Annotated in this window: 13 protein-coding genes; 7 read left to right on the forward strand and 6 right to left on the reverse strand. The window is 45.5% G+C overall.

The genetic code is table 11. The features are described 5' to 3' along the window. Positions 1 to 463: 463 nt before the first annotated feature. The 6 genes from NIT04_RS18005 (at position 464) to NIT04_RS18030 (ending at position 5,362) form a co-directional block, all read left to right on the forward strand. Positions 464 to 1,399 carry a metal ABC transporter solute-binding protein, Zn/Mn family gene (locus NIT04_RS18005; RefSeq protein WP_252505150.1) on the forward strand — a complete coding sequence of 312 codons (936 nt, stop codon included), beginning with the start codon at positions 464 to 466 and terminating at the stop codon, positions 1,397 to 1,399. Further along, positions 1,400 to 2,131: a metal ABC transporter ATP-binding protein gene (locus NIT04_RS18010; protein WP_252504877.1), complete on the forward strand. Its 732-nt coding sequence runs from the start codon at positions 1,400 to 1,402 to the stop codon at positions 2,129 to 2,131. 1 nt (position 2,132) lies between these two features. Beyond that, complete coding sequence (locus NIT04_RS18015) at positions 2,133 to 3,059, forward strand: metal ABC transporter permease (protein WP_252504878.1); 927 nt, start codon at positions 2,133 to 2,135, stop codon at positions 3,057 to 3,059. A gap of 1 nt (position 3,060) precedes the next feature. Further along, positions 3,061 to 3,936: a metal ABC transporter permease gene (locus NIT04_RS18020; protein ID WP_252504879.1), complete on the forward strand. Its 876-nt coding sequence runs from the start codon at positions 3,061 to 3,063 to the stop codon at positions 3,934 to 3,936. A 143-nt stretch (positions 3,937 to 4,079) separates the two neighbouring features. Next, on the forward strand, positions 4,080 to 4,940 hold the full coding sequence (locus tag NIT04_RS18025; protein ID WP_252504880.1) for a helix-turn-helix domain-containing protein: 861 nt from the start codon (positions 4,080 to 4,082) through the stop codon (positions 4,938 to 4,940). 47 nt (positions 4,941 to 4,987) lie between these two features. Further along, complete coding sequence (locus tag NIT04_RS18030; RefSeq protein WP_252504881.1) at positions 4,988 to 5,362, forward strand: VOC family protein; 375 nt, start codon at positions 4,988 to 4,990, stop codon at positions 5,360 to 5,362. A gap of 42 nt (positions 5,363 to 5,404) precedes the next feature. On the opposite strand, the gene NIT04_RS18035 is transcribed toward NIT04_RS18030, so the two are convergent. From NIT04_RS18035 to NIT04_RS18050, 4 genes are all read right to left on the reverse strand, one after another. After that, positions 5,405 to 6,595 carry an MFS transporter gene (locus NIT04_RS18035; RefSeq protein WP_252504882.1) on the reverse strand — a complete coding sequence of 397 codons (1,191 nt, stop codon included), beginning with the start codon at positions 6,593 to 6,595 and terminating at the stop codon, positions 5,405 to 5,407. Between the two features lie 12 nt (positions 6,596 to 6,607). Beyond that, positions 6,608 to 6,976, reverse strand: coding sequence for a MarR family winged helix-turn-helix transcriptional regulator (locus NIT04_RS18040; RefSeq protein ID WP_252504883.1), 369 nt, complete (start codon positions 6,974 to 6,976; stop codon positions 6,608 to 6,610). 339 nt (positions 6,977 to 7,315) lie between these two features. Beyond that, positions 7,316 to 8,956: a hypothetical protein gene (locus NIT04_RS18045; RefSeq protein ID WP_252504884.1), complete on the reverse strand. Its 1,641-nt coding sequence runs from the start codon at positions 8,954 to 8,956 to the stop codon at positions 7,316 to 7,318. Next, positions 8,949 to 9,746, reverse strand: a complete 798-nt coding sequence (locus tag NIT04_RS18050) for an ABC transporter ATP-binding protein (protein WP_252504885.1) — start codon at positions 9,744 to 9,746, stop codon at positions 8,949 to 8,951. The genes NIT04_RS18045 and NIT04_RS18050 overlap by 8 nt, the downstream gene beginning before the upstream one ends. Positions 9,747 to 9,889: 143 nt before the next feature. On the opposite strand from NIT04_RS18050, the gene NIT04_RS18055 reads away from it, so the two are divergent. Continuing rightward, on the forward strand, positions 9,890 to 10,153 hold the full coding sequence (locus NIT04_RS18055) for a DUF2188 domain-containing protein (RefSeq protein WP_252504886.1): 264 nt from the start codon (positions 9,890 to 9,892) through the stop codon (positions 10,151 to 10,153). A 57-nt stretch (positions 10,154 to 10,210) separates the two neighbouring features. On the opposite strand, the gene NIT04_RS18060 is transcribed toward NIT04_RS18055, so the two are convergent. Together NIT04_RS18060 and NIT04_RS18065 are read right to left on the reverse strand one after the other, a co-directional pair. Further along, positions 10,211 to 10,636, reverse strand: coding sequence for a hypothetical protein (locus NIT04_RS18060; protein ID WP_252504887.1), 426 nt, complete (start codon positions 10,634 to 10,636; stop codon positions 10,211 to 10,213). A gap of 52 nt (positions 10,637 to 10,688) precedes the next feature. Further along, positions 10,689 to 13,829 (reverse strand): SNF2 helicase associated domain-containing protein, encoded by a 3,141-nt coding sequence (locus NIT04_RS18065; RefSeq protein WP_252504888.1) that lies wholly within the window; start codon positions 13,827 to 13,829, stop codon positions 10,689 to 10,691. Between the last annotated feature and the right edge of the window lie 48 nt (positions 13,830 to 13,877).

The following is a 13,877-nucleotide window of genomic DNA, read 5'->3' on the forward strand; positions in this document are numbered from 1 at the left end:
CTCCAGCCGGATTTCGGCTCGGACTTTGGATGTAGATAGTAAAGGCAAGCAATATACTTCATCGGAAACTGCTAACGAAATTTGGAATGTGAATCATTGAATAGTTCATTTCAAAAAAAGTATTGACAAACATAGCTTATTGAATTATTTTTAACAAAGAAATAAGTTTCCCTAAGGAAACTTATTTAGTAAACAGAGAGAGGATTAACGAATTAGAACTCTTGTATTTTGCAGGTTGACATGAATGAGGAGGATTAGAACTTTTGGGTTCTGTTTTTTTCGTTACGGTATTAAAAAGTAAACTGTTGCCTTATTTGCAAAATATGGATGGCAACACGTTGGACCTTTGTGAATACTATTTTCTATGAGTGATATTTTGAATCGGCCAGTCGTTTTACATTTTTTTAAACAAAATGTTGTACGAGGGAAACATTAAAAAAGGGAGGAAAACGAATTGAAAAAAATGAGGATAGGCATTGTTCTAGTTGGGCTATTATCATCCCTTCTAGTATTGGGCGCGTGTTCTGATGAAAAGAAAGGCGACGGCGGTACAGATGGGAAAATCCATGTCGTTACAACAATCGCACAAATAGCTGAACCGATATCCATCATCGGCGGCGACCATGTTGCAGTGGAAAGCTTAATGGGACCAGGTGTTGACCCCCATTTATACAAAGCAACGCAAGGAGATATAAAGAAATTGGAGGGCAGTGATATTGTCTTCTATAGCGGTCTCAATCTGGAAGGGAATTTGACGGAAGCATTTAATAACATTGGCAGAAAAAAACCTGTGCATGGCATTGCCGAATCCATTCCAACTGACAAGCTATTCGAAGATGCGACTGGAGCAATTGACCCACACGTTTGGTTTGATATTGAATTATGGAAAATTGCTCTCGAAGCCGCAACAGAAGAGTTAACGAAATACGCACCAGAACATGCTGATGAGTTTGAGTCGAACAAAGAGTCCTATTTTAAACAACTTGATGCACTTCTTATGGAATCAAAAGATAAGCTCATCCAAATTCCTGAAGATAAGCGTGTATTGGTTACGGCTCATGACGCATTCGGATATTTCGGGCGCGCTTACAATATTGAAGTGGTCGGCTTGCAAGGGTTGAGTACGGATGATGAAATTGGGATCACGGATATCGATGATACGATTACTATACTGATGCAATATCAAATTCCCGCTGTCTTTGTGGAAAGTAGCATTAACCAGAACTCGATCAAAGCTGTGATCGAAGGGGCCGAAAAAAGAGGGCTTGATGTGAAGTTGGGTGGAGAGCTGTATTCCGATGCAATGGGAGACGCCGGTTCGGAAGAGGGAACGTACATCGGAATGTATAAACATAACGTAAATACAATTTACAAAGCACTTTCAAGGGAGGGGAACTGAATGTCTGTACTTACCGTTGAAAATCTTTCCGCATCTTACCGGAAAAACAAAGTACTATATGACGTGGATTTTAATGTCCAACCTGGTTCCTTAACTGGCATCGTCGGACCAAATGGCGCGGGGAAATCCACTTTGCTAAAAGTGATGCTGAATCTGCACCCTGCATTGTCTGGAAACGTGTCATTTTTCGGCTCCACTCTCACGAAGACAAAATCAAAAATTGGCTACGTTCCCCAAAGAGGCTCCGTCGATTGGGATTTTCCGACAAACGCCTTGGATGTCGTTCTAATGGGGCTGTACGGTAAAATCGGGTGGTTCAAATGGCCAGCCAAGCATGACAAAGAGCTCGCGATGGAATCGCTCGCTCAAATGGGTATGGCGGATTATGCCGACCGGCAGATCAGCCAATTATCAGGAGGCCAGCAACAGCGGGTATTTTTGGCGCGAGCGCTTGTCCAAAATGCCGATCTCTATTTCATGGATGAGCCGCTAGTCGGCGTAGATGCAGCAACGGAAACAGCCATCATGACAACATTGAAACGGTTAAAGTCCGCTGGCAAAACGGTCATGGTCGTCCATCATGATTTATTGACGGTTGAGGATTATTTCGACCATGTGATGCTATTGAATAAAACCATTATTGAATACGGAAAAACGGAGGAAATCTTTACGAAGGAGAATGTACAAAAAACATATGGCGGGTCATTACGATGGATGAAGGAGGCCCAATGAGATGTTCGATGTTCTTTTATCTCCGAATGCGCAATGGGTCCTCTTAAGCACTTTGATACTAGGAACGGCATCCGGTATGATTGGCTGCCTTGCCTATTGGAAGCGGCAAAGCCTGATGAGTGATGCATTGTCACACGCTGCATTGCCAGGTGTCGTAATCGCCTTCTCTATTTTGGGTTACAAGAATCTACCGTTCATGATTGTAGGCGCGGCAATCAGTTCTTTCATCGGTGCGTGGCTCATCCACTGGATCCGCTCGTCCAGCCGCGTGAAGGAAGATGCAGCGATGGGTATCATCCTGTCCGTTTTCTTCGGCTTAGGTGTCATGCTGCTGACAGTTGTCAGCCGGAAAGGCGGTGGCAACCAAGCTGGGCTGGATAATTTCATTTTTGGTCAAGCGGCTTCCATGGTTCGAACTGACGTCTATACAATGTTAATTGTCGCTTTGATCATCATCATGGTCATCATTGTCGCTTTCAAGGAATGGAAGCTGTTCCTGTTCGATGCGAATTTTGCAAAGGGCCTCGGTCTTTCAAACCGGCTCATGAATGGTGTCTATCTGTCCATGCTCGTTCTTGTCATCGTCATCGGCATCCAAGCGGTAGGTGTCATTTTGATGGCGGCATTGCTAATCATCCCGGTAGTCAGCGCACATTACTGGACGCATTCATTCAAGCAGATGATGATTCTTTCAGCTATTTTCGGAGGCGGATCGGGCATGCTCGGAACGCTAATAAGCACAATGGGAAAAGGATGGCCGACCGGTCCGTTTATCGTCATCGCATCTGCTGCTATTTTCACGGTTTCGCTTGTTTTTGGAGCGCAACGAGGGATGTTGATCCGTGCAATCCAACAAAGGTTACAACGTAGACACCACGAAATCGGAAGTCATTCCATCCCAAGCCAAACTGTGAAGGAGGGGAAATAAATTGAGTTATGAAGGTTGGATTTTACTAACCGCCTCATTAGTCGGACTTTCCTGTGGACTTATAGGCGTCTTCCTCATTCTCAGAAAGATGGCGATGATGGCCGATGCGATCAGTCATACCGTCCTGCTAGGCATCGTCACAGCGTATTTGATCACCCGTGAATTGAGCGGCATGCATATGCTGATCGGCGCTATCATCGCGGGGTTACTAACAGCTGTTTTGGTGCAATTGCTCCATTCATTCGGCGTGCAGCAAGACGCTTCCATCGGGGTTGTGTTCACGACGCTGTTTGCCATTGGCGTTATCTTGATTGCTACGAAAACTGGAAACGTCCATTTAGATGTGCAACATGCATTAATGGGAGAAATCACATTCGTTCCTTGGAATACGATGGATGTCCCGTTGGTCGGCGAAATGCCACAAGCTACATTCATCTTGCTCATTGTTTTTGCGATCGTGCTCATCATGATACTTGCTTTCTATAAAGAATGGAAAATTACGACGTTCGATGCTGCTCTAGCTGCAAGCCTCGGCATTCCAGTCATGCTCATGCATTATGTATTCATGACACTTGTGTCAATAACGACCGTCGCTTCATTTGACGCAGTCGGCGCCATCATGGTTGTGGCGATGCTCATCACGCCAGCCGCAGCAGCGTACCTCTGGACCGATCGATTGTCCGTCATGTTGTGCCTAAGTGCCCTATTCGGTGCCATGTCTGCGATAGGTGGTTACTATATTGCCGTCTGGATCGATACATCCATTTCAGGATCCATGGCATTTGCAACCGGTATCTTATTTTTAATCAGCTTCATCGGATCACCAAATCACGGATTCCTTGCCCGATATATTCGTCCGGTGACAATTCAAGAATGAACCAAACGATTTATGGGCTATCGAGAAAGTAGTATCTTTCTGCGATAGCCTTTTCATTCTTCTTTCATCTCTCAAACAACTAAGGTAGATAATATATAGAAGTGGTATACTTTTGATTAATCAGAATAATTCGGGGTGAGGGAATGAATGTTAAAGAATCATCCAATTTTATATTGCATGCAAAAAGCAACGAATTCTACTGGGAAGGCGATGGCCAGCTTTCCATAAAGACATTCTCGAATGGCAAAGCCCTATACAAGACGGATAGGGGGTTCTTTGCTGTAGAGGAAAATCGATACCTTCTTCTGAATGAAGGACCATATACAATCGGGATTGAAGAGAAGCAGGATGTGGAATCGTTTTGCATGTTTTTCGGTGATGGATTTGCCGAAGAAGTCTTTCGGACAATGGACACCTCGACGAATGACCTTCTGACCGATCCATATAAAAAGGCGGAACCCCTCTACTTTTTCGAAAGAACGTATGAGATGAGCCCATCCTTAGCTGGTCAAATCAATACGTTGAAAAGACATCACAAACAATTGGATGCTAATTGGCATGAGGAGCAATTCCATCGAATTATACAAATATTGATCTCGGAGCAGTTAACGACTGTACGGGAAGTTGAGTCGATTCAGGCTTTGCGTAAATCCACACGTGTAGAATTATACCAACGGGTAACAACGGCACATGAGTATATCCGCGCATTTTTTACGGAGCCACTACAATTAGCGGATATAGCAAAAGTATCCTATTTATCGCCAAATCATTTATTGCGTACCTATGCGCAAGTGTTTGGATTGACGCCGCACCAGCATATTTCGGCGTTGCGGATTGAAAAAGCGAAAAAACTGTTGGCAAACTTTGACCTCAATATGACCGACATCGCATTTGAAATCGGTTTTTTAAATTCTGTTTCATTCAGTAAAATGTTCAAGCAGCACATGGGAATGTCACCGCTCCATTATCGTAAAAAAGTGATTTTGGATAAGAAATACGATTAACAGATATGTATGATGAAAGAAATACACAATAAAGGGAGAGAAATTATATGACGACAATTACAAAAATCGGGCAAATTGCAATACCTGCAAAAGATATTGAGCGCGCAACTGCATTTTACAAGGAACATTTGGGTTTGCAGCTTTTATTTACAACAGATACGATGGCATTTTTCGATTGCGACGGTGTGCGCCTCTTCATAAGCCTTCCTGAAACAGAGGAATTCGCCCATCCAAGCTCCGTCCTTTATTTTAACGTGGAAAATATTCAACAGGCCTATGAGGAATATAAAGAAAAAGGGATTGTTTTCATCGATGAACCGCATATAGTGGCAAAAATGGGGCAAACGGAAACGTGGATGGCGTTCTTTAAGGATACGGAAGATAATACACATGCTTTGATGAGTGAAATTGTGGTGGGATAAAAATAGCTTTGGATTCCGTTAAGGCATCGAAAGCTTTTTCATTTATGCATTATTCAATAATCCCTCGTTTCTCTTACGGAACAAGTAAACAAACGCGACGAGGGATAGCAGAATGACAATCGTCAATACTTCATACATGCCCCGATAGCCGAGGTTTGGAACGACAACGCCTAAAAAGTAAGGACCAAAACCGAGTCCGGAGTCCAAGAAGATATAGAACGTAGAGGTTGCGATTCCGAGCCGCTCAACGGAAATCCCTTTCAGGGCGATCGCTTGGGCGCATGATTGAAAATTTCCGTAGCCAAGCCCAAAGATGGCACCTGCCGCAAGCAGCATGATACTGCTATTCGCCTGGCTCAATACAATCATACCGAGGGCAAAGAGAACGAGCGAAGGGACGACGACAAACTTCGCGCCTTTTACGTCCAATAGCTTCCCTGAGAATGGACGGGACAGCAATACGACGACGGCATAGACGAGGAAAAAGAAGCTCGCAGTTTGAACGAGGTTGATCTCCTTCGCGTAAAACGAGATGAATGACAGCACTCCCGAATAGGCAAGCGCCACGAATAACGTAATGATGGAGATCGGCAATGCTTTCACTTCAATGAAATTGGGTAATCCAATCCGTTTCTTCACCACGTCCTGCTCGTTCAAAATAGTTGCCTTCACCGTTTCATTGACGAAGAAGAACATGATTAGCGTCACAACACTTAATGCTAGGCAGAGGACGAACAGCATATGAAATGGATAGTGCTGGCTTATGAAGATGCCGAAAAACGGTCCAATTGCTGTTGCCATCACGGTGCTCATGCTGAAATATCCGATCCCTTCCCCTCTCCTCGATGCCGGGATCGCTTGTGCAATCATCGTGCCGGTCGCGGTGGATGCGATGCCCAACCCGATTCCATGAAATAGCCGGTTTGCGAGAAGCAATGGCATATTCGCTGATCCGAAATAAAAGGCGGTCGCAATCGTGGACACGAGAAGACCGATGAACAGCATCTTCTTGCCACCGACTTTTCCAATCAAGCTTCCTGAAAAAATCCGTGCAATGAGCGTTCCGATGATGAATATTCCCGAAACAAGTCCGGCCATGCTCGGCGAAGCCCCATATTGCTCAACCGCGAACGGCGCAATGGTGACTAACAATAAATACATCGCAAGCATGAGGATGAAATTGATAATTGATATCGTAATGAAGTCCTTTGTCCATAGCTTTTGTTCTTGCATATTTTCACTCTTTCATGATGTTAGATTTTGGTGGGCGCGCGCCAATACGCTTATGGCCATTTCCACTTCTTTTTTCGGTGAACCTTGTAGAAGGTCTTCGTAAAAGGATGCAAGTTGCTCCATGACGTCGCGACAAACAGCTTCCCCTGAACTTGTGAGCCGAATCCATTTTTCCCTCTTATCTTGTCCCGGCGTCGATTCCACATACTCCATTTCACCGAGACGCTGGAGAATCTTTGTGATACTCGGCTTCTCCACTTGTTGCCGTTGCGCAATTTCCGCAGGCGTCATCGCGCCTTCCTGCATAAGCAGCTTCATGATCTGCCATTGAGAACTAAACAGCCCGTATTGGGAGAGCTTTGCATTGATTTGATTAAGCAACGGACGATACAGTTTGTAATAATGCCCGAAAAAGTCTTGTTGTAACGATTCGATGGGTTTCGCCCCCTTGCAAATAAAATTAGTTAGGTTAATTAACTATATTATTATGACATATAAATGGGAATTTGTAAAGTACCGGGGTAAGTTCCGTAGAGACTAAAGTCCTGAAATGACAATAACTCCCGGGAAATGATCGATAACTCTTTTAGAGGTGCTTGGCAGGCATAGAAAATCGTCAATGAGAAGCCGTATGCAAATAAAATACTCCTTCTGCTCTATTAGACATGAAGGAGTACTCTTTATTTCATCGAAACACGAATAAAAGCAAGGTAACCCAATTCATTCCCAAACCGGCACGTTCCCCTTCATCGGAAACACCTTGCGCCAGCCGATGAATATCGCAATGAGCAGCAATGCGATATTTACGTAGACTCCACCCGTTATCGCATTTGCAATCAAATGGCCTATGACAAAAATTCCTGCTGAGAAAGTGAGCAAAAACATTTTAGCCGAGCCTTCCGCTTGTGCAAACTCGAAGGATTGGGCGAACGGAAAGGCGCCTGAATTAAGCCATTTATACGTAAGCAACGTATGAAGGATAGCCCCTAATAACACAGCGAAGAGATCGGGCACAATGCGCCACGAAAAAATCGCGATGAACGCAATCGACAGCAATACGAAGATCGGCAAATACAACTTCACCAAAAATGCCTTCAGCGTCCCACTGTATGCCGCGGCGGGCTGCTGGATCGGCGCTGCCTTGAAAAGCCAACTCCCTTTATGATTTATAGAAAACTGCATCGTATGAATGATGCTCGGGATCATCATATTACCGAAATAGATAAGCAGAAACATTTTTCCTGTGGAGATATCCGCCATCGTCCTCATTTGCAGATCCGTAAAAATGAAAATGAAAGGAAATACGAGTGAAAAGCCAAGTGCAGGATAGACTTTAAGCTTGAATTCTCGTTCCTGTTGCATCATCAAGGCTCCAAAACGGAAGAACGCCTTCTCATCACTGCTCCTGCAACAAAGCTTTGCCCATAAATCCACCCACCAACTGGACTTCTTCCTTTTGTTTTTAGACTCGCTCATCAACTTATCCATATTGCGTTCAAACGAAGGCATGAGCCGAACGTAAACATACATGGATACGATCGGGACGAGCAAGGCGAGTGTGGACAACAGGATCAGTACATTTGAAAAGTCTTGATTCAACAATATCTCGAATGCGGAGCCGAACCAAATCGGCGGCAATAACACGTGCCACCAACTGAAGGTGTACGTCAAATTGATATCGACAAAATCGAAGGCGCGGATGACAATCTGATAACCGACAATGACTCCGACGGACAGCAGGATTTGGACATAATTAATAATGTCCTTCAGTTTCTCGCCATCAAAGAACCGCAGGACAGCAAAATACACGAGTGACGTGACAACAACGATAAAAAGCATCTTGAGCATCAGTGCGACAAGAAAAACCAATGTGAACATAATTCCTTTAGCAAACAGCCCGACGACGAGCGGTATCGCAATGAAGGCTCCTGCTATGAAAAATATATAGATCAATATGTGGATGGTTTTCGCAGTGCCAAGCGTCTTACTGTTCACCGGTTTCGTCTGCAAAATCGTCTTATCCCTCACATCCAATAAGACCGAAGAGAAATCGGACACCATCGTCGTCGTCAAAATGAACATGATAATTCCGAAGACGATGCTCATTTGAAAGATGTAATGGCCATCCCCGAAGAGAAGGAACGGGATAACCATGAGCCCATACAATCCATAGATCCATAATGACTTGAGGAACTGATTCCCTTCCTTTTTCTTCTGCGCATTGAAAATGGTAGGCGTTCGTCTGCCATCCATCGTCAATTTCATGCGCAAAATGCTTTCCATTGCGTCGTAATCGATTCCTGCTTTCATAAAAAGCCGCTTGAATTTAGAGAGAAGCGCCAGTGTCCTGAATTCATGCATTGGCAGTTCCGTCCTCTACAATCGAGATGAACCGCTCCGCCCGACTTGCATGGTCTGTGAATCCAGTCAACTGGTTGAAGATTCCCGAAAGCGACCCCTCTTCACTCAGTTCCTGCAATTCTTCAAAACTGCCATCCGCTACAACAGTCCCTTTGACAATCAGCACAATCCGGTTGCTGATTTTCTCAACGACATCCATAATATGCGAGGAATAAAAAATCGTTTTTCCTTGCGCCGCCAGTTGCGCGAGCATTTCACGAATAACCATCATGCTATTTGCATCCAAACCGCTTAGCGGTTCATCGAAAAACAACAGATCCGGATTATGCAACAAGCTCGAAATGATGAGAACTTTTTGCCTCATCCCTTTGGAGAAGGAAGAAAGTCGCGTGTGCACCACGTCGCCAAGTTCAAATTCCTCCAATAGCTTCTGCGCTTTTTCTTCTGCAAATGCACGGTCAAGCCCATACAATTCCCCCGTGAACGCCAAGTACTCCATTGCCGTCAAGTTATCGTACAACTCCGCTTGTTCCGGCACATAACCGATCCTCTTTTTGTAGGACGGGTCTCCTGAAGCAATGTCCTCACCGAAAATTATTACCTGACCCTTATAATTTTGAATCAAACCTAGCATGATTTTTACAGTCGTACTTTTCCCCGCTCCATTCGGACCGATATACCCGATAATCTGCCCCCGTTCCACTTCCAAATTTACGCCGTTCAACACACGATGATTTCCGTAGGTCATCGTCACGTTCCGCAAAGATAGCACTTTATTGGATGACTCCATATCAACACCCCCATTTGTTTAAGTTTACCATTTATTAACTAGAGAAGGCATACCATTCTATGATTTCCTGCCGTTTTGATTCCACCCAACCGGGTAATGGAAGGATACAAGATTGAAAGCTTATAAATGAAGGAGGTTATTGTATGGCAAATGACAAGAAACGTGACCAGGATGAATATTTCGAGGACCGCGCAGGAACGGACGATGCGAGATTCCACGTCGTTCCCCATGATGATGAGGGTTGGGCCGTGAAAAAGGAAGGCGACGATGAACCTGCTTATACGGCTGGATCCCGCAATGACGCTGTCGAGGAAGCAAAACGGATGGCGGAGGAAGCTGGGACGATGGTTTATGTTCATGGAGACGACGGAAAAATTGAGGAGCAGTTGGAGTATGGAGATAAATAGATAATGCCCGACGGCAACGCAAAAACCGCTCCAGTCACATCTGACTGAAGCGGTTTTTCACTTGAATAACTCTTTATAAGCCAAAGCCTTCAATGCAAGCATCTCTTCTTCTGTCAGCCTGCTTTGGATTTTATTGAAAAGCGCTTGCTGTTCTTGGGTGGACATGCCTTGGCGGGCTTGGATTTGCAGTTCGTTGAGCTCATTAAGATCGAATTTTTTCATTAAGACTCGAGTTGCTTCCTCTTTTGTTTGGAAAGGGAGCTTCGAGCTGTCGACATTCTTTCCTTCTTCGATGAACGCACGCAATTCCGGATCGTTTTGGACTTCCTGTTTGATTGCTTCCAAATCACCGCTCGATTCCAGTTCCGCCGCCACTTGGCCCATCACTTCGTCGGCGATGAATTTTGTTCCGAAATGGTACACTCCGAAGCCGATGATGCCAATGACGATGGCGACACTGAGTAAAATTTTTATCGCTCTCACTTGATCCTCTCCTTTTCCATTAGTATCCGTTGCCCTCGCTTCAGCTATACTCCTATATTTCCAACAGCTCCCGGATATCATCCTCGGTGAGTGTTGTGTTTGTCGCATCCTTTGAATCAATGATCTCTTCGATCAGATTCCTTTTCTTCTCCTGCAATTCATTCATTTTATCCTCAATCGTGCCCCGCGCGACGAGTTTGATGACGTGGACGGTTTGCTGTTGACCGATGCGGTGGGCGCGATCCGCGGCTTGCTCCTCCACCGCGGGATTCCACCAAAGATCATACAAGATGACCGTGTCGGCCCCTGTCAAATTGAGGCCAGCTCCGCCCGCTTTCAAGGAAATGAGGAACACGTCGCGCTCTCCATCATTAAAACGATTGCACAATTCCAGCCGCTCTTCGGAAGGCGTTTGACCGTCCAAATAGAAGAATGGTGTCCCGTTCATTGCAAGCTCCTTGCCGATGATGCCAAGCATCTTCGTAAACTGCGAAAAGATCAACACTCTTCTTCCCGCCAGCTTCGATTCTTCAATCAGTTGCTTCAACTGCTCATATTTTGCTGAACTTCCTTTGTAGCCGTCGACGAACAATGCCGGGTGGCAACAGATTTGCCGCAGCCGGGTCAGTCCAGCGAGGATTCTGATTTTATTTTTTCGGATCGTGTTCTTATCCAGATGCTTTAACGTATCGTGGCGCAACTTTGCCAAATAGGCAGCATACAGCTTTTTCTGTTCGGGTAGCAGCTCCGCGGACTCCATCGTTTCGATTTTTTCCGGCAGCTCTTCGAGGACGTCCTCTTTCATCCGCCTCAGCAAAAATGGGCGGACGCGACGGGAGATCGCTTTCGGCGTAAGTTCACTATATTCCCGTAACCCCATGAACAGTTCAGGAAATACGACGTGAAAGATTGACCAAAGTTCCTCCTCTGAATTTTCGATTGGCGTTCCGGTGAGCGCGAAACGGGTGTCGGCCTGCAATCTTTTCACCGCCCGTGCCGTTTGCGTAAACGGATTTTTGAATGCTTGCGCCTCGTCGAAAAAGATTGCCAGGAAGTCTTGTTTCTCATACCATTGGATATCTCTGCGGATCAACGGATAGGACGTGATCAACACATCTTGACCTTCTATGCTTGCTAGCCGCTCCTCCCTCTCCTTTTTCGACCCGTCCATGACGACCGCGTTAATGTCAGGTGTAAACTTCCGGAATTCACTAAGCCAGTTATAGGTTAAAGAGGAGGGGCAGACGATTAACACTTGTCGTTTTTTCTCTCGGATTTCGGGAAGCACGGATTGAATGAACGCAATGCTCTGCAATGTCTTCCCAAGCCCCATATCATCTGCAAGCACGCCTCCGACTCCGAATTCAGCGATTGTTTTCATCCATTGAAAACCTGTTTTTTGATAATCGCGCAATACCGTTCCCAATGACGGCGGCACTTCCGCGTAATTGCCAGGATGCAATAGACGGTCAAAAAATTGGCGAGCAGATTCCTCGACGGAGAACATTTTATCGTCACCAACCGCATCTAGATATCGCATCCCCCGCACCATTGGAACGTTCAATCCCTTTTCGAGGGTCTCAAGATCTTCCGGTAATTCATTCAAGAAACGTTGGATTTCTTCAAATTCCTTCGTTTCCAATGAAAGAAGGGCACCGCTCCGCAACCGGTAATACTTCCGTTTCTCCTCCAGCGCTTCAAGGATTTCACGTATTTGCTTATCGGGAATGCCTTCCATTTCGAATTTGAATTCAAGCCAATTCGTTCGGTCCTCATGTGCTTTCACACGGATTCGAGGTTTGGCATGCCCCCTGAAAATCCGATTCCTGATCGCTGTCGTCGCATACACTTGGACAAGTTTTTGAAGCTTCGGGAGGACATGGTGGAGGAATTCGTATTCCAGTTCTTCATTGTGCAATAAATACCCCTCGTCCGTTGTGGCGAAGGAGCTTTCCTCCATTAACTGGAGGATGGTCTCTTCCTTTTCCAAGTCGCGGACTAGTAAGGAACCTGCAGGCAAGTCCCTTTCCGTCACAGGATTCATGACAGTCTGGTCATATTGAAACTCTAGGCTTGCCAGCAATCGATTGTTCACACGGTCGATGTATAGCTTTGCCTTCAACGGAGATTTCACGAGCTGATCCATTACCGATTCATCAAGTTGGACTTCGCCGATCCTCCGCAATCCGGGAACTACTTTTTCGATGAAAAAGCCGATTTGCTCATTAGAGATCGGCAGCTGTCGAGTGCCTGATGCTTCAACCATTCGTTGCAGATCAGCAAGCCGCTTACAATCCTCATTGCTCAGCTGAAATAATTGTCCATCGCAAAGGATGAGCTCGTAATCCTCCAATACGTGCACATGATTCAACCCGTCAATTGTAAGGACTTGTCCCGTTTCCGGCTTTTTTTCGAAATGAAACCGAACGGGCAATGTCGCTTCCGATATGTGAAAGTCCGTCATCTTGTCGCCATATTCCAATTTCACAGTGTGTGCATCATTCAAAAGCGGCAAAAGTCTTTCCCACGAAGAAGGCGGGATGAGCAATGTATCCGGGCTGACGGAACGGTGGCGTAATGTCCTATCTTCATTATTGAAACCGATCAGCTGCTGTAGAACTGCATCGGCTTCCCGTTTGAAGCATTGAAGTTGGGAATCGAAAGTGAATTCACGTGTAAGTGGACTCGCCTGTCCTTCATTGACATCCTTCAAAAACTGTCGGATGTCCTCAACATGAATGCCTGAGACCGCTAATTCCATACCGAGCATATGCTGTTTCCGAGTAGCAACGGGCTTCAACGTAAATTGCAGATCCAGTACTTCCCTGTTTTCAAAGTGAAGCTGATGCCCGCTCGATCTAGGTTTTTCGTTGAAAAGGGAAAGCAGTCCCTCAGTCAAATCCGGCTCCTCGCCCCTCCTTCGTTCCATCATCGCAAGCAATACAGCTGCGACATGCTGGCATTTATATTTATAAAAAGGCAGGTCCGGGCAGCTGCACTCCGTCCGTAGCTCCTTATTAGAAAGGTCGATCAAGACGCGGAAGTTTTCCTTCCCTTCCACAATCGCCTTGCAATACGTATCGCTATATTGTTCAATCGTCAATTTCCCTGCACGGTAAAACATCTCGCCCCGTTTGAATGAAACGGAGCCGCACAGATCCATGATCTTATTTTGTGTTAAATCGATGTTCAATCTGCTTGTCTCCTTTCGGGGATCAATCACCTGTACAGGCGTTTTGCA

The sequence above is a fragment of the Sporosarcina sp. Marseille-Q4943 genome (genome assembly GCF_943736995.1).
GTDB lineage: Bacteria > Bacillota > Bacilli > Bacillales_A > Planococcaceae > Sporosarcina.